This is a genomic window from Streptomyces sp. NPDC057486 (genome assembly GCF_042802415.1).
GTDB classification, from domain to species: domain Bacteria; phylum Actinomycetota; class Actinomycetes; order Streptomycetales; family Streptomycetaceae; genus Streptomyces; species Streptomyces yanii.
Genome location: NZ_JBHVEE010000014.1, coordinates 68,976 through 90,019, shown reverse-complemented (window position 1 = coordinate 90,019; position 21,044 = coordinate 68,976). Strand labels below are relative to the sequence as shown.

Sequence of the window (21,044 nt, the reverse complement as noted above, 5' to 3'; positions counted from 1 at the left end):
ATGCTTGCCGACCCGGGCATGGGTGGCCCGAGCGCGCCCAGGCCCCCCGGCCCGCCCGGTGCCCCGCAGCCTCCCGCCCCGCCCGGACCTCCCGGGTCGACTCCGCCCCCGCCGGGTGGCGGAGTGCATCAGGCAGCGACCATGCTTGCCGACCCGGGCATGGGTGGCCCGAGCGCGCCCAGGCCCCCCGGCCCGCCCGGTGCCCCGCAGCCTCCCGCCCCGCCCGGACCTCCCGGATCCACCCCGCCCCCGCCCGGTGGTGGCGCGCACCATGCCGCCACGATGCTCGCGGGACCTGCCCAGGTCGGCCCGCCCGGTCCGCCCGGGGCCCCCGGCATGCCGCCGGGCGGCGTCCCCGGTCCCGTACCGCCGAATCAGCACACCCCGCCGCCCCCGGCGTACGGCTATCCGCAGCCGCCGGCCGGTCAGCCGACCGTCGGCCCCGGCTACCAGGCCGTGCTGCGCTTCCGGGCGCCCGACGGCAGCGAGCAGCAACTGATCCGCCGCTCGGCGCCCGGCACCCCGCACCCCGAGTGGCAGATGCTGCACGAGCTGCGGGCCATGAACGTGCCACCGCAGCAGGTCATCGAGCTCCACACCGAGCTGGAGTCCTGCGAGCTGCCCGGTGGCTACTGTGCGCGGATGATCCGGGAGACCTGGCCGCAGGTGCGGATCACCAGCGTCGCCCCGTACGGCACCGACCACGCCAGCCGTCAGCAGGGCATGCAGCATCTGCTCACCCACCAGGGTGAGCTGCACCAGGTAGCGGACGGTCCGGCGCGCCCGGCGCCGGTGCGGGCCCCGCTGCCGCAGATGCCGCCCGCGATGCCGATCCCGCCGGAGGCGATCGCGGAGGAGCTGTTGCAGGCCTTCGGGCCACAGGGCGTGCTCCGTTTCGACCAGCGCGCGGTGTCCCGCCAGGGCGTGCCCGAGATCGTGGCGCGGACGCTCGTGTGGGCGGGTCTGCCCGCCGACTTCGGGCCGTTCTTCTGGGCGCAGCCGGGTCAGCCGGTGGTGCCGACACTGGCCGAACTGGCCGCGCAGCGCCAGGTTCAGCCGGCCACCGACGCGGGGTCGTATCTCGTCATGGGGTCCGACTTCGGGCGGGCGATCTGTGTCCAGTACGGCACGGCGAACATCGTGGCCGTGCCGGTGGAGGGCGGTCCCGGCGGGCAGCCGGCACCGCCGCAGTTCGTGAACACAGGCCTGCCGGAGTTCACGCGCTCGATGGCGCTCCTCGGCCGGATGTGGCGGCTCCGCTTCGGTCTCAACCCGGAGCAGGCGGGCCGCTGGACGGTCGACTTCCAGGCGCAGTTGGTGGCACTGGACCCGGCGGCGCTCGCGTCGCCGGAGAGCTGGTGGTCGGTGCTGCTGGAGCAGATGTGGGACGGCCTGATCTGATCTGATCCGACCTGATCCGCCGAGTACGGAGCGCCCGGACCCCGCCAGGGGACCCGGGCGCTCCGTTGTATGTGACACCTGTCGCTTCCCTCGGGAAACCACCGAATGGATTCGGACTTCTCTGCCAATTGCCGCATCCTTGACGTATTGCTTGGTGGTCGGAGAGTCGGAGAGAGGCTTCAAGGATGAGTGCTGCACCGGTGTCCGCGTACGGCTTCGTCGTGGTGCGAGGACGTGGCTACCGCCCGGAGCAGGTGGACGGAAGAGTGGCCGATCTGTCGGCGGAGCTGGACGGGGCGCGGGAGAGGGTGTCCCGGCTGACCGCGCTGGCGGAGGAGCTGGAGGCCGAGTCGGCACGGCTGGCCGAGGTCGTCGCCACGCTCGCCCCGCCGACGTACGCCTCGCTCGGCGAGCGGGCCCAGGAGATCCTGGCGCTCGCCGATGCGGAGGCGCAGGCCGTACGCAGCACTGCGCAGGAGGAGGCGCAGGCGCTGCGGGACGCGGCGGACGCGGCGGCCCGTAAGCTCCGCGGCCACGCCCGGGCGGACTCCGATGCCCTCCGGTCGGCCGCCGGGTCCCGCGCCGACGAGACGGTGGCCGCGGCGCAGCAGAGCGCCGACTCCACGGTCGCCGCCGCCCGCAAGGAAGCAGGTGAGGTGCGCGACCAGGCGGAGGCCGCGATGGCGGAGACCCGCCGCCGTACCGCGAGCGTGCTGGCCAACCAGGAGCACGAGCACACCGAGCGATGGAAGACCGTCGAACGCGAACTGGCGGCTGCCGAAGCGGCCCAGGCCGTGCGGCACGACGAGCTGACCGACCGGGCGGAGGCCCGGCTGGCCGAGGCGCGCCGGGCCCTGTCGGAGGCCGAGGAGGCGGCGCGGCACGGCCAGGAGGACGCCGAGGCGCGGGCCGCCGAACTGATCGCGGCGGCCAGGGCGCGCGAGGAGCGGGTGATCCGGGAGACCGAGCGGATTCTGCGGGAGCACGAGGAGGGTCGCGAGGAGGTGCAGGCGCACATGACGCACGTACGAAACTCGCTCGCGGCGCTCACCGGGCGTGTGGCGGCGGAGAACTGATCCGTACACCTCCGGCGGCAGTCCGGGCGGCCTGACTGGGTCGCGCTCGCACCGGACTCGGCGGGCGCACGGTGACCGAGGAGCGCCGGGACGGACACGGCCGATGGCGGCCGTGTTCAGCGGCGGGTGGCCGGCGGCGCGCCCGCCAGGATCCACGGCTCCTCGGCCTCGTACAACCGGCGCTCCTCGGCCGCCGTACGCCCGCCGAGCACCGTGCCCAGCCAGCCCGACAGGAAACCGACCGGGATCGACACGAGCCCGGTCGTGGTGAACGGGAACCAGTTGAAGTCGTGTCCGGGGAAGACCGTCCCGGGCGAACCCGAGACCAGATTCGTGCCGGTGATCAGCACGAGGACGGCGACGGTGCCGCCGATGAGGGAGCAGAGCAGTCCGGTGCGGGTGAAGCGCCGCCAGAACATGCTGTAGACGAGCGCCGGGGACAGCGCCGACGCCCCGATGCAGAAGGAGAGCGTCACCAGCGCCTGGAGGTTCCAGTGCCGGGCCAGGACGGCGAGCGCGGTGGCGACCAGACCGACACCGACCGCGGCTGCCTGCGCCGTGCCCATCTCGATGCGACCCTCGACCGGCCCTTTGTCCCGGTTGCGTATCCCGTGCAGTCCGTGGGCGAACAGGTCGTGGGCCAGGGAGTTCGCACAGGCCAGGATCATGCCGGCGACCGAGGCGAGCAGGGTCAGGAAGATGGCCGTCGTCATCATGGTGACGACCAGCGCACCGAGCTCACCGCTGCCCGCCACCGCGCCGCTGACCTGCAGGATCGAACCGTTGCCCTGGGCTCCGGCGGCCACGATGAGGTTGTGGCCGACCAGTGCCGCCGCACCGAAACCGATCACGGTGAGCAGCAGGCAGAGCACTGCGACCACCGAGACCGCCCAGGAGAGCGAGCGGCGGACGGACTGTGCGCTGCGGGCGCTCGACATCCGCATGGTGATGTGCGGGAGACAGGCGGCGCCGAGCACCACGGTCAGTTCGGAGCTGACCATGTCGAGCCCGCTGCCGCCGAACTGCAGCCCGGACTGCAGATAGGCCACCCCGGCCCCGCTGCCCTGCTGGGCGGCGGCGAGCAGGGCGCCGGTCGACCAGTCGAAGCGGTTCATGACCAGGAGGGAGATGGTGAGACAGGCGGCCACGAGGACGACCGTCTTGACGATCTGGATCAGGGCCGTTCCCTTCATCCCGCCGATCGCCGCATAGCCGATCATCACGATGCCGAGCACGATGATCGAGCCGGTGCGGAATCCGGAGCTGTCGAACCCGAGGATGAACGCCAGAAGATCGCCGCTGCCCGCGAGCTGAACGACCATCAGCGGGACGAGCGCGGCAAGGGTGACACCGCACGCGGCGATGCGGACCGCGCGGCCGGGGGCGCGGCGGGCGAGCATGTCGCCCATGGTGAACCGGCCCGCGTTGCGCAGCGGTTCGGCCAGCAGGAACATCAGCAGCACGAGCGAGAGGGTGGTGCTCAGGGCGAGCACGAGCCCGTCGTAGCCGGTGAGGGCGATGATCCCGGTGGTGCCGAGGAGGGTCGCCGCGGAAAGGTAGTCACCGGCGATGGCGAGGCCGTTGCGGATGGGGGAGAGCGAGCGGTAGCCGGTGTAGAACTCGTCGAGGTCGTCGCGGTCCGGTCCCGTCATCACACACAGCAGCAGGGTGACGGAGGCCACGGCGATGAAGGCCACCAGGGACATCGTCTGTGCGGACTCGTCGAATCCGTTCATCGGGCCGCTCCTGTTCTGCGGAGTTCGGCGGCGAGCGGATCGACCACGCGCCGGGCGGTCCGCTCGTACAGGGCGATCGCGAGCAGGGTCACCGGGAGCTGGCACAGGCCGAGTGCCAGGCCGATGGTGAGGCCGCTGCCGAGAGGACGGGTCATCAGTCCCGGCGCGAAGCCGGACAGCAGGAGGAAGAGCGTGAAGAAGCCGAGTGCGGTCAGCGTCGCGCCGCGCCGCAGTACGCGGTAGGCGGCGCGCAGTCTGCGCAGATCGCTGTGGTGGCCGGGGGCGGGGACGTGCGTGACGGGCGGACTGGGCCACCGGGGTGGTTCGCCGGCCGCGGACCTTTGCCAGGGCAGCAGGAAGTCGGGGTCCTGGGGAGGCTGGTACTGCGGCCGGTACGGAGGACGGCGCTGCGGCTGGGAGGGGGAGGCGTGCGGAGACTCGTACGACATCGGGATGCTGCTCCTTGCATGGCTCGGGTCCGGTGACGAACTGCAAGGCAGTAGCGCGTGTGCGCTGTTGGAAGCGCGTACGTTACTAGTGAGTATCCCCGCTGGGGAGGGGTTTGCCCGAACTACCTGTGGTAACCCTTCAGTTGTCCATGGGGCAGCCCCGAGCTCCTGTTAGCCCCGGGGCGCTTCGGCGCTGCTCACGGCGGTGGTTCCGGCGCCGGTATCGGTGTTCTCGGTGAGGATCGGGAAGCGGCGCGGCGCCACGAAGACCAGCACCAGCAGCGCCACCGCCGCGGCCACCGCGGCCCCGATGTACACCTGGTCGACAGCGGCGTCGACGGCCCGGCGCAGATGGTCCGTCGCGGCGGCGGAGAGCGCGCCCGGGTCGTCCAGTGCGTGGGAGATCGCGTCCAGGTCGCCCGACAGCCCGGGGGCGGGCGCGTCCGCGAGCCGGGAGGCGAGGACTCCGTTGGCGACGGCGCCGAAGAGCGCGGCGCCCAGACTCTGTCCCACCTGGCGGCAGAACAGCACGGAAGCGGTCGTCGTACCGCGTTCGGACCAGCCGACCGTCGACTGGACCCCGATGATCAGCGGCAGTTGGAACAGCCCCAGCGCCGCGCCCAGCAGCAGCATGATCAGGGCCGGCTGCCAGGGCTCGCCGGGGTACGGCAGCAGCGGGAAGGAGAGCAGGATCAGCAGGGCGCAGCCCATGCCGATGATCGCGGTGCGGCGGAAGCCGATGCGGTTGTAGACCCGGTTGGACAGGGCCGCCGACACCGGCCAGCTCAGCGTCATCACGGAGAGCACGAAACCGGCGGCGATCGGGCCGAGGCCGAGCACCGACTGGGCGTACGTCGGCAGGAAGACCGTCGGGGCGACCATCAGCAGCCCCATCGCACCCAGGGCCAGATTGACCGAGGCGATGGTCCGGCGGCGCCACACCCAGCCCGGGATGATCGGGTCGGCGGCGCGCCGCTCGATGACGACGGTCAGCAAGGCGAGGACCGCGCTCGCGGCCAGCAGGCCGAGCGACGGCGCGGAGAGCCAGGGCCAGGCGACCCCGCCCTGGACGAGCGCGGTCAGCAGCAGGGCGCCGGTCGCGAAGACGGCGAGAGCGCCCGCCCAGTCGATCCGTGGCCGTGGCGCACCGGCTCCGCGAGGGCGGGACGGCTCGTGGAGGTGGCGCACGACCAGCCAGAGCGCGAGCGCCCCGACCGGCAGATTGATCAGGAAGATCCACCGCCAGTCGGCGTACGCGGCGATCAGCCCGCCGATCACCGGTCCGGCGACGGCGGACGTGGCCCAGACGGTGGACAACTTGGCCTGGATCCGGGGGCGTTCCTTGAGCGGGTAGAGGTCGGCGGCGATCGTCTGCACCGTGCCCTGCAGCGCCCCGCCGCCGAGTCCCTGGACGACCCGGAAGGCGATGAGCGCGGCCATGTTCCAGGCGGCGGCGCAGAGGACCGAGCCGACCAGGAAGAGGATGATGCCTGCGATCAGGACCGGTTTGCGGCCGAACGTGTCGGAGAACTTCCCGTAGACCGGCAGAGTGACGGTGACGGCCAGCAGGTAGCCGGAGAAGAGCCAGGAGAAGACGGCGAAGCCGCCGAGAGCGCCGAGGATCTGCGGGACGGCGGTGGAGACGATGGTGCCGTCGATGGCCGCCAGCGCCATGCCGAGCATCAGCGCGGCCACGGCGGGGCCGCGGCCCCGGGGGACGGGCGGGGCGGGGACGGGGTCCACTCCGGACCCCGATACCGCTTCGGTGTCGCCGCCCGAGCCGTTCATAAAGATCCCTTCCCCATGCACGTATCTTCCGGTGACACTGTCTCACCCGCTGCCGGGCACGGCCCCGGGACCGGTCGGCCGCCACCCCGGGGGTGGAGGCCCTGAGATCCGGCTCCACCCGGGGGCCGAGACCCCTAGGGGTAGCTCCTTACTTCTGTCCAGGGGCGGTTCCTCCCGCCGGAGGACGTGGGGCCGGGGGCCCGTTCCTTAACGTGTTCCCAACAGCGCGAATGCGGGTGGCCGCAGGGGGCGGGGTGGGGAAAACCCCACCGCAAGACTGCACTGGGCACCAGCGCGCCGGACCGCGTCCGGACACGAGACTCAGTACGTACACAGCGCCGTCCGTGCAGCGGGCGGCGCCCATCTCGAATCGACGTCCCGGCCGAGGACGTCTTCGCCGACGACTTCTTCACCGACTTAGGAGAATCACCGTGACAACGGCTGTAACCATTCCCAGGCACGGGGGCACTGGAGGGCGTACGGCCGTTGCTGCGCGGGCGCGGCAGGTCGTCAAGGCGTACGGCGCCGGGGAGACCCGGGTCGTCGCGCTCGACCATGTCGATGTGGACATCGCCCGTGGGCAGTTCACCGCGATCATGGGCCCCTCGGGTTCCGGCAAGTCGACCCTGATGCACTGCCTGGCCGGACTGGACACCGTGAGCTCGGGCGAGATCTATCTCGACGAAACCGAGATCACCCAGCTCAAGGACAAGAAGCTCACTCAGCTCCGCCGGGACCGGATCGGCTTCATCTTCCAGGCGTTCAACCTGCTCCCGACGCTCAACGCGCTGGAGAACATCACGCTGCCGATGGACATCGCGGGCCGCAAGCCCGACGCCGGCTGGCTGCGCCAGGTCGTGGAGACGGTCGGTCTCGCCGAGCGGCTCAAGCACCGGCCCACCGAGCTCTCCGGCGGCCAGCAGCAGCGGGTCGCGGTCGCCCGGGCGCTCGCCGCCCGGCCGGAGATCATTTTCGGTGACGAGCCCACCGGGAACCTGGACTCGCGGGCCGGCGCCGAGGTGCTGACCTTCCTGCGCAAGTCCGTCGACGAGCTGGGACAGACCATTGTCATGGTCACCCATGACCCGGTGGCCGCCTCCTACGCGGACCGGGTGCTGTATCTCGCGGACGGACGCATCGTCGACGAGATGCACAACCCGACCGCCGACCAGGTCCTCGACCGCATGAAGGACTTCGACGCGCGCGGGCGGACGTCATGACCATCTGGAAGACCTCGGTGCGCAACTTCCTTGCGCACAAGGGGCGGATGGCGCTCTCCGCCGTCGCCGTCCTGCTGTCGGTGGCGTTCGTGTGCGGCACGCTCGTCTTCACCGACACGATGAACACGACGTTCGACAAGCTCTTCGCCGCCACCTCCGCCGACGTCACCGTCAGCCCCAGGAACGCGCAGGGCGCCGACGAACTGCCCGAGAACGGCAAGCCCGTTTCGCTGCCCGCCGCCGCCGTCGAGCAGGCCGGGAAGGCGGACGGGGTGAAGACCGCCGAGGGTGCGGTCACCAGCATGTCCGTCACCGTCGTCGACAGCCACAACGAGAACATGGGCTCCTCGACCGGCGCCCCGACCATCGCGGGCAACTGGACGCAGAACGATCTGCGCTCCATGGAGATCACGTCCGGCCACGCACCGCGCGGTCCGACCGAGGTCATGGTCGACGCCGACACCGCGGACAAGCACCACCTGAAGATCGGTGACGAGCTGCGCACCATCGCCGTCACCGGTGACATCAGGGCGAGGATCAGCGGTATCGCCTCCTTCAAGGTCACCAACCCGGGCGCGGCCGTCGTCTACCTCGACACCGCCACCGCGCAGGTCAAGCTGCTCGGCAAGCCCGATGTCTTCACCCACATCTCCGTCACCGCCAAGCCCGGTGTCAGTGATGCGCAGTTGAAGAAGAACGTCGCCACCGCCCTCGGTGACAGCGCCGCGTACAAGCTCCGGACCCAGCAGGAGGCCGCGGACGCCAACAAGGACTCCATGGGCTCATTCCTCGACGTGATGAAGTACGCGATGCTCGGCTTCGCCGGGATCGCCTTCCTCGTCGGCATCTTCCTCATCGTCAACACCTTCTCGATGCTGGTGGCCCAGCGCACCCGCGAGATCGGCCTGATGCGGGCCATCGGCTCCAGCCGCAAGCAGGTCAACCGGTCGGTCCTGATCGAGGCGCTGTTCCTCGGCGTCGTCGGTTCCCTCCTCGGCGTCGGCGCCGGAATCGGTGTCGCGGTCGGACTGATGAAGCTCATGAACGCCATGGGTATGAACCTGTCCACCGAGGATCTGACCGTCGCGTGGACGACCCCGGCGCTCGGGCTGATGCTCGGCATCGTCGTCACCGTCTTCGCCGCGTACATCCCGGCACGCCGGGCCGGGAAGATCTCCCCGATGGCCGCCCTGCGGGACGCCGGAACCCCGGCGGACGGCCGCGCCGGCCGGGTACGGGCCCTGATCGGCCTGGTCCTCACGCTCGCCGGTGGCGCCGCCCTGTACGCCTCGGCGAAGGCCGACGAGGCGAGCGGCGGATCGCTCTTCCTCGGTGCGGGCGTGGTCCTCACCCTGATCGGCTTCATCGTCATCGGCCCGCTGCTGGCCGGCTTCGTGGTCCGGGTGCTCAGCACGGTGGTGCTGCGGATGTTCGGCCCGGTCGGACGGATGGCCGAGCGCAACGCGCTGCGCAACCCGCGGCGTACCGGAGCGACCGGAGCGGCCCTGATGATCGGCCTCGCGCTGGTCGCCTGTCTCTCCGTCGTCGGCTCGTCGATGGTCGCCTCGGCGACCGAGGAGCTCGACAGGTCGGTCGGCGCGGACTTCATCGTCCAGCCGAGCGGCAACCCGCAGCCGATCGTGCCGCAGGCCGCGGAGGCACTGAAGGCCGTCCCCGGCATCGAGCACTTCACCGACTACAAAGCCGTCAGCGCCAAGCTCACCGCCCCCGACGGCGCGGTCGAGGACGAGGGCGTCGTCGCCGCGGACCCGACGTACAGGGACGACCTGCGCCGCGAGACGGTCTCCGGCAACCTGGCCGACGCCTACGGCAAGGACGCCATGTCGGTCGGCGACGCGTACGCCACCCGGCACAGGATCAAGGTCGGCGACCGGATCACCGTCGCGTTCAAGGACGGCGGGACGGCGAGGCTGAAGGTCGCCGCGATCACCTCGGACGACACGAACGTCGACAAGGGCGCGATGTACACCAACATCACGACCGCGGAGAAGTACGTCCCCGCCGACAAGATGCCGAAGAACATGATCATGTTCGCCAAGGCGCAGGACGGCAAGGAGAAGGAGGCGTACACCGCCCTCAAGGACGCCCTCGCCGCGTACCCGCAGTACACCGTGCAGAACCAGGCAGACTTCAAGCAGGACCTGAAGGACCAGATCGGCCAGCTGCTGAACATCGTCTACGGTCTGCTGGCGCTCGCGATCATCGTCGCGGTGCTCGGCGTGGTGAACACTCTGGCCCTGTCGGTGGTCGAGCGGACCCGTGAGATCGGCCTGATGCGCGCCATCGGCCTCTCCCGCCGCCAGCTGCGCCGCATGATTCGCCTGGAGTCGGTGGTCATCGCCCTCTTCGGCGCCCTGCTCGGCCTCGGCCTGGGCATGGGCTGGGGCACGGCGGCCCAGAAGCTGCTGGCTCTGGAGGGCCTCGGCGTTCTGGAGATCCCGTGGCCGACGATCCTCACGGTCTTCGTCGGCTCGGCCTTCGTCGGCCTGTTCGCCGCCCTGGTCCCGGCGTTCCGGGCGGGTCGGATGAACGTGCTGAACGCGATCGCGACGGAGTAGCACCGGCACCGTGACGAAGCCCGTGGACCGAAAGGGCCCACGGGCTCCGGCGCCGGATCTGTCCGATCCGTGTGTCGCAGGACGGTGGCGGAGGCCGACGTAGGATGACTGATCCGGCCCCGGGGTGTTCCTCCAAACACCCCGGGGCCGGACGCGTACCGGTTCCCGGCCGGTGCAACTCCCCGTGCGCTGCCCGAATACCGGGTGCGCAGCCGTGCACCGAGCCTCTGAGGTCCGCCGCATGGACTGGAACAGCTGGCACGACACATACGACCTGGCGGGCTCCAGCCTCGGGCGGCGGCTGTCGGCCGTGCAGGAGCAGGTCCGTACGGCCTTGGACACCTGTCCGCCGGGACCGGTCCGGGTGATCAGCGTCTGCGCCGGGCAGGGCCGGGATCTGCTGGGAGTGCTCCGGGACCACCCGCGCCGCGGCGACGTCACCGGACGCCTGGTGGAGCTGGACGCCGCCAACGTGGCCGTGGCCCGGGCGGCCGCCGAGGCTGCGGGCCTGCACCGGATCGAGGTGGTGCAGGGCGACGCGGCGGTCACCGACGCGTACGTGGGCCTGGCCCCGGCGGACCTCGTCCTGGTCTGCGGAGTCTTCGGCAACATCTCGGACGAGGACGTCGAACGCACCATCGGCTACTGCGCCCAGCTGTGCCGCGACGGCGGGACTCTCCTCTGGACCCGGCACCGCAAGGCGCCGGACCTGGTGCCTCAGATCTGCGACTGGCTGGAGGCCCGCGGCTTCGAACGACGATGGCTGTCCGCGCCGGACGCCGGTTTCGGGGCCGGGGCGCACCGCTTCACGCGGAGCCCCGAGCCGCTGTCGCCCGGGGAATGCATGTTCACCTTCGTCGGGTACGACGTGCTGGCGGCCACCGGCGGCCGACGGCCGGATCCGGCCCGCTGAGCGGGATTGCGGGCGCGGCTGTCGGAGGGGAGTCGTACGCTGGAACCCCCGGCCCGTGATACGTGTCGGGCCCTTCGCGTTGCCCCCTGGCAGCAGCCGGCTGCCGGAACCTCCCTCGTTACCCGGACGGAAGCCCTTCATGAGCCTGCACGGTCTGCTGGATGTCGTCGTACGTGACCCGGCGCTCGCCGAAGCGGTGAAGGCCGCCACCGACGGTCACCGGATGCATGTGGACCTCGTCGGCCCGGCGGCCGCCCGCCCCTTCGCCGTGGCCGCGCTGGCCCGGGAGGCCGGGCGGACCGTGCTCGCCGTGACCGCGACCGGGCGGGAGGCCGAGGATCTGGCCGCTGCCCTGCGGACGCTGCTGCCCCCGGACACCATCGCCGAGTTCCCGTCCTGGGAGACCCTGCCGCACGAGCGGCTCTCGCCGCGTTCGGACACGGTCGGCCGCCGCCTCGCCGTGCTGCGCCGCCTCGCGCACCCGAGGGCCGACGACCCGGAGACCGGGCCGGTCAGTGTGATCGTCGCGCCGGTGCGTTCCGTGCTGCAGCCGCAGGTCAAGGGGCTCGGTGACCTGGAGCCCGTGGCGCTGCGCATCGGTCAGAGCGCGGATCTCGGCGAGACCGTGGAGGCGCTCTCGGCGGCTGCGTACTCCCGGGTCGAACTGGTCGAGAAGCGCGGTGAGTTCGCGGTCCGAGGCGGCATTCTGGACGTCTTCCCGCCGACCGAGGAGCACCCCCTCCGGGTGGAGTTCTGGGGCGACGACGTGGAGGAGATCCGGTACTTCAAGATCGCCGACCAGCGGTCGCTGGAGATCGCCGAGCACGGCCTCTGGGCGCCGCCCTGCCGTGAGTTGCTGCTCACCGACCAGGTGCGCGAACGCGCCGCCGCCCTCGCCGAACAGCACCCGGAGCTGGGCGAGCTGCTCGGCAAGATCGCCGAAGGGATCGCGGTGGAGGGCATGGAGTCCCTCGCCCCGGTCCTGGTCGACGACATGGAGCTGCTGCTCGACGTGTTGCCGAAGGGCTCGATGGCGCTGGTCTGCGACCCGGAGCGGGTCCGCACCAGGGCGGCGGACCTGGTCGCCACCAGCCAGGAGTTCCTCCAGGCGTCGTGGGCGGCGACCGCCGGTGGTGGCGAGGCGCCGATCGATGTCGGCGCCGCATCCCTGTGGGGCATCGCGGACGTCCGCGACCGGGCCCGCGAGCTGGACATGATGTGGTGGTCGGTCTCCCCGTTCGCCGCCGACGCCGAGCTCGACGAAGACACCCTGAAGCTCACGATGCACGCTCCGGAGTCCTACCGCGGCGACACCGCCCGTGCGCTCGCCGACACCAAGGGCTGGCTCGCCGACGGCTGGCGCACGGTGTACGTCACCGAGGGACAGGGGCTTGCCTCCCGTACCGTCGAGGTGCTCGCCGGCGAGGGCATCCCGGCCCGCCTCGACCCGGACCTGGCGGAGATCTCGCCGTCCGTCGTCCATGTGTCGTGCGGCGCGATCGACTACGGCTTCGTCGACCCGGCGCTGAAACTCGCCGTACTCACCGAGACGGACCTGACCGGTCAGCGCACCGCGACCAAGGACCTGGGCCGGATGCCGGCCCGCCGCCGCAAGACCATCGACCCGCTGACGCTGGAGACGGGCGACTACATCGTCCACGAGCAGCACGGCGTCGGCCGCTACATCGAGATGGTGCAGCGCACGGTGCAGGGCGCCACCCGCGAGTACCTCCTCGTCGAGTACGCCCCCGCCAAGCGCGGCCAGCCCGGCGACCGCCTCTACATCCCGACCGACCAGCTGGAGCAGGTCACCAAGTACGTCGGTGGCGAGGCTCCCACCCTGCACCGGCTCGGCGGCGCCGACTGGACGAAGACCAAGGCGCGAGCCAAGAAGGCGGTCAAGGAGATCGCCGCCGATCTGATCAAGCTGTACTCGGCGCGGATGGCGGCGCCCGGCCATGTCTTCGGCCCCGACACCCCGTGGCAGCGCGAGCTGGAGGACGCCTTCCCGTACGCGGAGACGCCGGATCAGCTCACCACGATCGCCGAGGTCAAGGAGGACATGGAGAAGTCCGTCCCGATGGACCGGCTGATCTGCGGCGACGTCGGCTACGGCAAGACGGAGATCGCGGTGCGCGCCGCGTTCAAGGCGGTCCAGGACGGCAAGCAGGTCGCCGTCCTCGTCCCCACCACGCTCCTGGTCCAGCAGCACTACGGCACGTTCACCGAGCGCTACTCCCAATTCCCGGTCAACGTGAGGGCGCTGAGCCGTTTCCAGTCCGACACCGAGTCGAAGGCGACCCTGGAGGGGCTGCGCGAAGGCTCCGTCGACCTGGTCATCGGCACGCACCGCCTCTTCTCGTCCGAGACGAAGTTCAAGGACCTGGGACTGGTCATCGTCGACGAGGAGCAGCGCTTCGGCGTCGAGCACAAGGAGCAGCTGAAGAAGCTCCGGGCCAACGTCGACGTCCTCACCATGTCCGCGACGCCCATCCCCCGTACGCTCGAGATGGCCGTCACCGGCATCCGTGAGATGTCGACGATCACCACGCCCCCCGAGGAGCGCCACCCGGTCCTCACCTTCGTCGGCCCGTACGAGGAGAAGCAGATCGGCGCGGCCATCCGCCGTGAACTGCTGCGTGAGGGGCAGGCGTTCTACATCCACAACCGTGTCGAGTCCATCGACCGGGCGGCCGCCCGCCTCCGCGAGATCGTCCCCGAGGCCCGGATCGCGACCGCCCACGGCCAGATGTCGGAACAGGCACTGGAACAGGTGGTCGTGGACTTCTGGGAGAAGAAGTTCGACGTCCTGGTCTCCACGACGATCGTCGAGTCCGGCATCGACATCTCCAACGCCAACACCCTGATCGTCGAGCGCGGCGACAACTTCGGCCTCTCCCAGCTCCATCAGCTGCGTGGCCGCGTCGGCCGTGGCCGCGAGCGCGGTTACGCGTACTTCCTGTACCCGCCGGAGAAGCCCCTCACCGAGACGGCCCACGAGCGCCTGGCCACGATCGCCCAGCACACGGAGATGGGTGCGGGCATGTACGTGGCGATGAAGGACCTCGAAATCCGGGGCGCCGGAAACCTCCTGGGCGGCGAACAGTCCGGCCATATCGCGGGCGTGGGCTTCGACCTGTACGTACGCATGGTCGGTGAGGCCGTCGCCGACTACCGGGCCTCGCTCGAGGGCGGCGTCGAGGAGGAGCCGCCGCTGGAGGTCAAGATCGAGCTCCCGGTCGACGCGCACGTTCCGCACGACTACGCCCCCGGCGAGCGGCTGCGCCTCCAGGCGTACCGTGCGATCGCGTCCGCCACCACGGAGGACGACATCAAGGCGGTCCGTGAGGAACTCACCGACCGCTACGGCAAGCTCCCGGAGCCGGTCGAGAACCTCCTCCTGGTCGCGGGCCTGCGCATGCTGGCCCGCGCCTGCGGCGTCGGCGACATCGTGCTCCAGGGCCCGAACATCCGGTTCGCCCCGGTGGAGCTGCGCGAGTCGCAGGAGCTGCGCCTGAAGCGCCTCTACCCGAAGACAGTGATCAAGCCGGCCCTCCACCAGATCCTGGTGCCGCGTCCGACCACGGGGCGGATCGGCGGCAAGCCGGTCGTCGGCCGCGAACTCCTCGCCTGGACCGGGGAGTTCCTCACGACGATTCTGGGGTCGTGAACAACAGCCCGGTGAGCGACCGGAACACCTCCTCGGGGTTCCGGTCGCCCAGCGGGTCGCTCGGATTGCCGCTCAGCAGCAGGGTGGCGAAGCCGTGGGCCAGGGACCAGGCGGCCACCCCCGCGAGGCGCGCGTCGTCGCCGCGTCCGGCGGCGGGGAGCCCGCCGACTCCCGCACGCAGCGCCTGTGCCGCTCCCGTAGGTCCGGCGCGTCGGCGAGGGCATCGGCGAAGAGCCCGTACCCCTCGGCGGCGATGGCTGTCAGCAGTCCCGTGCGGTCCTTGAAGTGGTGGGCGGGGGCCGGGTGGTGTGAGCTCCTCCAAGGCGTGGCGCGGTGTGATTCGGGCCGCATCCTGAACGTGTGGCGGCCTTGAAGGCTCGTCAGCGGGGAAGACGTCCGTAGGATCACCGCGTTCGGCTTCTCCCCGTCAGGACGGTTTCGAGTGATATCTTCCCGCGCGTACCGAGTGATGCTGCCCGCCCTGAGCGCGGCGACCGTGCTGGCCCTGGCGGGCTGCGACCCCGAGGACGTGGCCGCCGAGGGCGGCAGCAGCAGTGGACAACAGGGCGGCGGTTCCGCGGGCGGCTTCGGCGTCAGCCCGCTGAACAACCCCGACGGCACGAAGCCGGGCCTCGCACCCCTCACCAGCGAGGCGGACCGGGCCGCCGCCCGGAAGGTCATCGAGAAGGTGAGCACCAAGGGGCGCGGACCGAAGACCGGATACGCGCGGGACGAGTTCGGCTACGCCTGGAAGGACTCGGTCGACGGAGTCCCGCTGTCCCGTAACGGTTGCGACACCCGCAACGACCTGCTGGCCAGGGACGGCAAGGACGTCGAGTTCCGGTCGGGTTCGGACTGTGTGGTCGTCTCGATGACCCTCAAGGATCCGTACACCGGCTCGACCATCCAGTGGCGCAAGCAGCAGGCGACGAAGGTCCAGATCGACCATGTCATGCCGCTGTCGTACGACTGGCAGATGGGCGCCGCCCGCTGGCCCGAGGCGAAGCGGCAACAGATCGCCAACGATCCGCTCAACCTCATTCCGGTGGACGGCCCGGCCAACAACGCCAAGCGGGATTCCGGTCCCGCGTCCTGGCTGCCGCCGTACAAGGAGATCCGCTGCTCCTACGCGGTGCGGTTCGCGCAGGTGTCCCTCAAGTACGCCCTTCCGGTGACCACCGCGGACAAGCGGGCGATGCTGGCGCAGTGCGGCGGCTGACGGGGCCGGGCGGCTGAGAAGCCGTCGCGGACGCGGCCCCGGGAGGACGGGGCGCCGGGTGCAGATCGGCCACCTCCGCCGCCGCACCGCAGAATTCGGTGGCCGACAGGAATACCGCCGCTTAGCGTGGGGTGGATGGAGCTGACCATCACCACCCTTGCCGCGCGCCCCGAGCTTGCCGGGCCCATGAGCGAGATGCCCGAAACCTGGCCGGAGTTCGTCGTGGAGGATCTCGTCGGGTGGGCGAACTACCCGCGGATCGCTGTCGAGTTCCCGGAGTATTCGCTCGTCGCGACGGACCCTGACGGCACGGTCGTCGCACGGGCCTACAGCGTGCCGTTCGCGCTGAATGCCCCCGGCCGAGGAGAGCTGCCCGAGGGCGGCTGGGACCAGGTGCTGCTGTGGGCGTTCTCCGACCTGCGGCGCGGGTCCACGCCGGACACGGTCAGCGCGATCGAGATCAGTGTCGCCAAGGGGTGGCAGGGGAAGGGCATTTCGGGGCGGATGGTCGCCGCGATGCGGGAGAACGCCGGGAGGCTCGGGTTCCGGGAGCTCGTCGCTCCGGTGCGGCCGAGCGCCAAGCACCTGGACGCCTCGGCTCCGATGGAGGAGTACGCCCGCCGGACCCGGGCGGAGGACGGTCTGCCGTACGACCCGTGGCTGCGCGTCCACGTGCGGGCGGGCGGGGTGATCGAGGCGGTGGCGCCGGTGTCGATGACGGTGTCCGGCTCCCTCGCGCGGTGGCGGTCCTGGACCGGGCTGCCGTTCGACGCGGACGGTCCGGTGGAGGTGCCGGGGGCGCTGGTGCCGGTGCACTGTTCGATGGCGCACGGATACGCGGTGTACGTGGAGCCCAATGTGTGGGTGCGGCACGGCGTGTGAACACAGCGGGAACCCGCCCGGGCGGGCGGGTTCCTCAGGTGTCAGACGGCCGGTCTCTTCACTGCGAACGGTTTGTCGAACTCGGAGAACTCGACCGTGAGCGGGGTTCCGGCGCTGAAGCCCAGCCTCAGGATGTGGGGCCGGCCCTCCGTGGCGACCGCCGCCGTCCATGTCCCCCGGCCCGCCGCGCCGGTGAGGGACAGCGCGGGCGTGGAGCCGACTGTGGTCGTCCGGCCCTTGCGGGCGGTGGCGCCGCTCCCCGCCAGGCGGTCGAGGAGCCCCTTCCGGTCGCAGTAGCTCAGGGCCTCTGCGGTGTACCGGTCGGAGGGGCGTGCCTTCACCCAACGGCCCGTCAGTTTCTTGACCTCGGAGTCCACGGTGGTGCGGGACCGGCCCGCGTCCGCCGCCCGCAGCATCGCCTCGTCGGACTGGGTGTAGACCGTGCCGCCGGTTCTGACCAGCTCCATCGTGCCCGCCGCGCCCGTGGACAGGGTCACCGTGCACTCACCCCTGATGTCGGTGGCGACGTACGCCTGGACGGGGGCGCCGTCCGGCGACTTCGTGCGGACGGTGATGCGTACCGCCCTGGCCGCCCGGGTCGCCGCGAGGGCCTTGTTGACGACCTCGGGGCCGCTGAGCCGGGCGAACGGCGCGGGGTCCCTCTGCTGGGCGAACACCGTGTCGCAGGCGGTGAGTCCCAGGGCGGTGACCACGCAGAGGGACGCCGTCGCGGTACGGAGAGCGGTTGCGGCGATGCCGGCTGGGGGGCGCACGGGCGGGCTCCGTCCTGGAGGAAGGGAGGGGGAGGGGAGGGGCGGGATCAGAGCGTGAGGTCCCACTGGGTGGCGTCGTACGTGAAGCCGGGGTTGACCTCGACCGTCAGGTTCTTCGCGTCCGTCGGGGCGTCGAAGGCGAACTGGACGGTGACCTTCTTGCCGGGCAGGACCGTGCCGCTGAAACCCTCGCCGACCTTGCCGTCGAAGATCTGCTCGGCGTCCACGCCGTCCTTGCCGGCTCGCGCCTCGACGTTCACGAGCGCCGCGTCGAACTTCTCCTTGCCCGCGTTTTCGATGACGACCGCGATCCGGTACGCCTTGTTGCCCTTCGTGTGACCGGCGGCGTACGCGTCGGGGGTGTACGAGGTCGCGTCGCCGACCGTGACGGTCAGATCGTCGTCGTACACGGCGGAATCACCGGCCTCCAGCGCCTTCCCGGCGTCCTTGTTCTTCTCATCGCTCTTGGCGGAGTCCGAGCCGCCCGCCTTCGGCCCGGTGGAGGCCGTGGTCTCCGACACCGCCTTGTCGAGTTCGTTCACCGCCTCGTCCACCGCCTTGAAGGTGATCACCGCGCCGACCACCGAGAGGATCAGCGCGATCAGGCCGAGGACGGCGCCGAACGTGGCCATGCCCTTGTTGGTGGCCTCGCCGCGCTTGGCGCGACCCCGGCCGACCAGGCCGAGGATCAGCGCGATGAGGCCGAGGATGCCCGCCAGCCAGAAGAAGAACGGGATCAGGCCCGAGACGGCTCCGACGATGCCGAGGATCAGCGCGGAGATGCCGAGCCCGTTGCGGGCCGGGCGCAGGCCGGGCGTCTGGGCCGGGGCGTACGGCTGCTGGGGCTGAGGGGACTGCGGCGGCTGCGTGAACTGGGACATGGCTGTGCCCTCCGGCAAGTGCAGGGATGAGTGGTGAGCGGTTCGTTGCGCCACCTGATGTAGCGACAGGTCAATAACAGCAGAGCTTGTGAACCGAGTCAACATGGTTCACGGGAAGTGGCTTCGTGCACACTGTGAATCGATGGTGGGGGAATGGGTCGGTATGCTCGCGGACACAGCAGGCAGCACGGACCCGTAGGAACGCATCAGGACCAGGGAGACAGCCAGTGCCGGAGAACTCGACAGAGGTGACCGCGGCCGGAATCGCCCGGCTCGCAGGGGTGGGGCGTGCCGCCGTCAGCAACTGGCGCCGCCGCCACGCAGACTTCCCCAAGCCGGTCGGCGGCACCGAGACCAGTCCGTCCTTCGCTCTCCCCGAAGTCGAACAGTGGCTCCGCGACCAGGGGAAGCTGGCTGAAGTCCCGCTCCGCGAACGGGTCTGGCAACAGCTGGCCGGTCACCCGGCCGGCGCCGTCCCCGCCCTCGTGCACACGGGCTGCGCCCTGCTTCTCGTCCGGGACAGGCCCACCGCCTGGCTGGAGATCACCGCTGTGTCGGACGCGCGGATGGCCAAGGTGCTCCATCTCGCCCTGAACAGCCTGCTCACCTCACGGTTCGGACCTGCCACCGGCGACGCGGAAGGAAGTGACGGTGCAGGCGGGACCGGGTACGAACGGGCTGTTCACACGCCCACCGCCGACGAACTGCTCCCGTCCGTCCCCCTGCTGCGGGCGGCCGCCGAACTCGCCGCCGAGACGGGGGCCCGCCAGGCCTTCGAATTTCTCCTCGGCCGTCAGCTCGCCGCCAATCCACGTCAGTTCACCCTCACCCCGCCCGGCCTCGCCGAACTGATGGCCGCGCTCGTCCGGACCGGCGACCGGCCCGCCCGCACGGTCCTCGACCCGGCCACCGGCACCGGCGCCCTGCTGCGGGCTGTCAGCAGTCCGACCGCTCTGTACGCGCAGGACGCCGACCCGGATCTCGCCGCGCTCACCGCCCTCCGCCTCGCCCTGCACTCCGACACCGACGGCAGCAATCCCACCGCGCTCGCCGTGCGGACCGGCGACACGCTGCGCGCCGACGCGTTCCCGCGGCTCACCGTCGACGCCGTGCTCTGCCACCCGCCGTTCAACGAACGCAACTGGGGACACGACGAGCTCGCCTACGACCCGCGCTGGGAGTACGGCCTTCCCGCACGCACGGAGTCCGAACTCGCCTGGGTCCAGCACGCCCTGGCCCATCTGCGCGAGGGCGGCACCGCCGTCCTGCTGATGCCCCCGGCCGCAGCGTCACGCCGCTCCGGCCGGCGGATCCGTGCCGATCTGCTGCGCCGCGGCGCGCTGCGTGCCGTGGTCGCCCTCCCGGCCGGCGCGGCACCCCCGTACGGCATCCCGCTCCACCTCTGGGTGCTCCGCAAGCCCGGCGCCGGTGTCCGCCCCTCGCCCGAACTGTTGCTCGTGGACACCGCCGAGCCCGCCGAACCACCCACGGCGCCCGCGTCCGCCCCCGCGTCCGGCGGGCGCGACCGGCTCGACTGGCAGGCGGTGCGCAGTGCCGTGCTGGATGCCTGGGAGCCGTTCGACGGGCGGACCCTTTCCGAGCGGGACGTCCCCGTCGAAGCGGCCGGGCAGGAACGGCCGGGCGTCAGCCGGGTGGTCCCCGTCATCGAACTTCTTGACGACGACGTGGACCTGGCGCCCGCCCGCCATCTGCCGTCCCCGGCGGCCGGTGGCGGACCGGGCGAACTCACCCGCGTGCGGGACCGGCTCACCGAGACGCTGCGACTGACCGCGACCCTCACCCCGCCGCCCGCGGACGTCTCCGGCCCGGCGCACTGGCCGCTCACCACCGTCGGCGAACTCGCCCGCGCGGGCGCCCTTCACCTCCGTACCGGAGGTTCCGGCATCGGCACCGGGGCCGCCCCCGTCCCCGTGCTCACGGAACACGACGTCCTCGGCTCCGCCGCCCCCTCCGGAACACTCCCCACCGCCCGCGCCGGCTCCGAGGGGCCGCCCGAGGAACCGGTCCTCGTCGAGCCGGGCGATGTCGTCGTCCCCGTACTCGGCGGTGGCTCCGTCGCCCGCGTGATCGACGAGGCGACCGCGGGCGCAGCACTGGGCCGCAACCTTCAGCTGCTGCGCCCCGATCCGGCCGCCGTCGACCCGTGGTTCCTCGCCGGTTTCCTGCGCGGCACCGCCAACAACCGCCAGGCCAGCAGCTATGCGTCCACCGCCACCCGGCTCGACGCCCGCCGTCTTCAACTGCCGCGGCTGCCACTGGCGGAGCAGCAGCGGTACGGGGAACGGTTCCGCGCCCTGGCCGCGTTCGAGGACGCGCTGCGGCTGACCGGCAGGCTCGGCGGACAGCTCGTCCAGGGGATGTACGACGGTCTGACGGACGGTACGGTCACGCCGGAGTGAGCTGAACCACAACGGTTCCGTACAACCCGGGGGTCGT

The 21,044-nt window shown here is 71.3% G+C and carries 14 protein-coding genes and 1 pseudogene; 9 read left to right on the top strand and 6 right to left on the bottom strand.

Annotated elements, in window-relative coordinates; all coding sequences use genetic code 11:
* Window positions 1-1,401, top strand: a 1,401-nt coding sequence (locus ACFU6I_RS09995; RefSeq protein WP_384363558.1) for an SUKH-4 family immunity protein, incomplete at its 5' end; no start/stop codon positions are given.
* A gap of 185 nt (window positions 1,402-1,586) precedes the next feature.
* Window positions 1,587-2,477, top strand: a complete 891-nt coding sequence (locus ACFU6I_RS09990; RefSeq protein ID WP_384363556.1) for a cellulose-binding protein — start codon at window positions 1,587-1,589, stop codon at window positions 2,475-2,477.
* 116 nt (window positions 2,478-2,593) lie between these two features.
* Here ACFU6I_RS09990 and ACFU6I_RS09985 read toward each other — a convergent pair whose 3' ends face one another.
* The 3 genes from ACFU6I_RS09985 to ACFU6I_RS09975 form a co-directional block, all read right to left on the bottom strand.
* Window positions 2,594-4,213 carry a cation acetate symporter gene (locus ACFU6I_RS09985; protein WP_384363554.1) on the bottom strand — a complete coding sequence of 540 codons (1,620 nt, stop codon included), beginning with the start codon at window positions 4,211-4,213 and terminating at the stop codon, window positions 2,594-2,596.
* Window positions 4,210-4,662: a DUF485 domain-containing protein gene (locus ACFU6I_RS09980; RefSeq protein WP_384363552.1), complete on the bottom strand. Its 453-nt coding sequence runs from the start codon at window positions 4,660-4,662 to the stop codon at window positions 4,210-4,212. The genes ACFU6I_RS09985 and ACFU6I_RS09980 overlap by 4 nt, the downstream gene beginning before the upstream one ends.
* A 171-nt stretch (window positions 4,663-4,833) precedes the next feature.
* Complete coding sequence (locus ACFU6I_RS09975) at window positions 4,834-6,450, bottom strand: MFS transporter (RefSeq protein WP_384363550.1); 1,617 nt, start codon at window positions 6,448-6,450, stop codon at window positions 4,834-4,836.
* 431 nt (window positions 6,451-6,881) lie between these two features.
* Between ACFU6I_RS09975 and ACFU6I_RS09970 the strand changes: the two genes are divergently transcribed.
* The 4 genes from ACFU6I_RS09970 to mfd all read left to right on the top strand — a co-directional run bounded on the left by ACFU6I_RS09970 (window position 6,882) and on the right by mfd (window position 14,832).
* Window positions 6,882-7,670: an ABC transporter ATP-binding protein gene (locus ACFU6I_RS09970; RefSeq protein ID WP_266984807.1), complete on the top strand. Its 789-nt coding sequence runs from the start codon at window positions 6,882-6,884 to the stop codon at window positions 7,668-7,670.
* Window positions 7,667-10,249 carry an ABC transporter permease gene (locus ACFU6I_RS09965; RefSeq protein WP_384363548.1) on the top strand — a complete coding sequence of 861 codons (2,583 nt, stop codon included), beginning with the start codon at window positions 7,667-7,669 and terminating at the stop codon, window positions 10,247-10,249. The genes ACFU6I_RS09970 and ACFU6I_RS09965 overlap by 4 nt, the downstream gene beginning before the upstream one ends.
* A 241-nt stretch (window positions 10,250-10,490) precedes the next feature.
* The gene (locus ACFU6I_RS09960) at window positions 10,491-11,162 is read left to right on the top strand and encodes a class I SAM-dependent methyltransferase family protein (RefSeq protein WP_384363546.1); all 672 of its coding nucleotides are present in this window, start codon (window positions 10,491-10,493) and stop codon (window positions 11,160-11,162) included.
* 139 nt (window positions 11,163-11,301) lie between these two features.
* Window positions 11,302-14,832 (top strand): transcription-repair coupling factor, encoded by a 3,531-nt coding sequence (gene mfd, locus ACFU6I_RS09955; protein ID WP_384363544.1) that lies wholly within the window; start codon window positions 11,302-11,304, stop codon window positions 14,830-14,832.
* On the opposite strand, the pseudogene ACFU6I_RS09950 reads toward mfd, so the two are convergent.
* A pseudogene (locus ACFU6I_RS09950) lies at window positions 14,810-15,279 on the bottom strand (TetR-like C-terminal domain-containing protein). The gene mfd and the pseudogene ACFU6I_RS09950 sit on opposite strands and share 23 nt — an antisense overlap.
* 22 nt (window positions 15,280-15,301) lie before the next feature.
* Here ACFU6I_RS09950 and ACFU6I_RS09945 point away from each other — a divergent pair.
* Both ACFU6I_RS09945 and ACFU6I_RS09940 read left to right on the top strand, forming a co-directional pair.
* Window positions 15,302-16,051, top strand: a complete 750-nt coding sequence (locus ACFU6I_RS09945) for an HNH endonuclease family protein (protein WP_384363542.1) — start codon at window positions 15,302-15,304, stop codon at window positions 16,049-16,051.
* Between the two features lie 135 nt (window positions 16,052-16,186).
* Window positions 16,187-16,933 carry an N-acetyltransferase gene (locus ACFU6I_RS09940; RefSeq protein WP_384363540.1) on the top strand — a complete coding sequence of 249 codons (747 nt, stop codon included), beginning with the start codon at window positions 16,187-16,189 and terminating at the stop codon, window positions 16,931-16,933.
* Between the two features lie 41 nt (window positions 16,934-16,974).
* Here the strand turns inward: ACFU6I_RS09940 and ACFU6I_RS09935 are convergent, their stop codons facing one another.
* Together ACFU6I_RS09935 and ACFU6I_RS09930 are read right to left on the bottom strand one after the other, a co-directional pair.
* Complete coding sequence (locus ACFU6I_RS09935) at window positions 16,975-17,706, bottom strand: hypothetical protein (RefSeq protein WP_384363538.1); 732 nt, start codon at window positions 17,704-17,706, stop codon at window positions 16,975-16,977.
* Between the two features lie 47 nt (window positions 17,707-17,753).
* On the bottom strand, window positions 17,754-18,587 hold the full coding sequence (locus ACFU6I_RS09930) for a DUF4190 domain-containing protein (RefSeq protein ID WP_384363536.1): 834 nt from the start codon (window positions 18,585-18,587) through the stop codon (window positions 17,754-17,756).
* Between the two features lie 227 nt (window positions 18,588-18,814).
* On the opposite strand from ACFU6I_RS09930, the gene ACFU6I_RS09925 reads away from it, so the two are divergent.
* The gene (locus ACFU6I_RS09925) at window positions 18,815-21,007 is read left to right on the top strand and encodes an N-6 DNA methylase (RefSeq protein ID WP_384363534.1); all 2,193 of its coding nucleotides are present in this window, start codon (window positions 18,815-18,817) and stop codon (window positions 21,005-21,007) included.
* Window positions 21,008-21,044: the final 37 nt, after the last annotated feature.

What these genes read in the sequence shown, in the direction of transcription:
- ACFU6I_RS09990 (WP_384363556.1), top strand. Translation starts at nt 1,587, where the DNA reads ATGAGTGCTGCACCGGTGTCCGCGTACGGCTTCGTCGTGGTGCGAGGA.
- ACFU6I_RS09985 (WP_384363554.1), bottom strand. Translation starts at nt 4,213, where the DNA reads ATGAACGGATTCGACGAGTCCGCACAGACGATGTCCCTGGTGGCCTTC.
- ACFU6I_RS09980 (WP_384363552.1), bottom strand. Translation starts at nt 4,662, where the DNA reads ATGTCGTACGAGTCTCCGCACGCCTCCCCCTCCCAGCCGCAGCGCCGT.
- ACFU6I_RS09975 (WP_384363550.1), bottom strand. Translation starts at nt 6,450, where the DNA reads ATGAACGGCTCGGGCGGCGACACCGAAGCGGTATCGGGGTCCGGAGTG.
- ACFU6I_RS09965 (WP_384363548.1), top strand. Translation starts at nt 7,667, where the DNA reads ATGACCATCTGGAAGACCTCGGTGCGCAACTTCCTTGCGCACAAGGGG.
- ACFU6I_RS09960 (WP_384363546.1), top strand. Translation starts at nt 10,491, where the DNA reads ATGGACTGGAACAGCTGGCACGACACATACGACCTGGCGGGCTCCAGC.
- mfd (WP_384363544.1), top strand. Translation starts at nt 11,302, where the DNA reads ATGAGCCTGCACGGTCTGCTGGATGTCGTCGTACGTGACCCGGCGCTC.
- ACFU6I_RS09945 (WP_384363542.1), top strand. Translation starts at nt 15,302, where the DNA reads ATGCTGCCCGCCCTGAGCGCGGCGACCGTGCTGGCCCTGGCGGGCTGC.
- ACFU6I_RS09940 (WP_384363540.1), top strand. Translation starts at nt 16,187, where the DNA reads ATGGAGCTGACCATCACCACCCTTGCCGCGCGCCCCGAGCTTGCCGGG.
- ACFU6I_RS09930 (WP_384363536.1), bottom strand. Translation starts at nt 18,587, where the DNA reads ATGTCCCAGTTCACGCAGCCGCCGCAGTCCCCTCAGCCCCAGCAGCCG.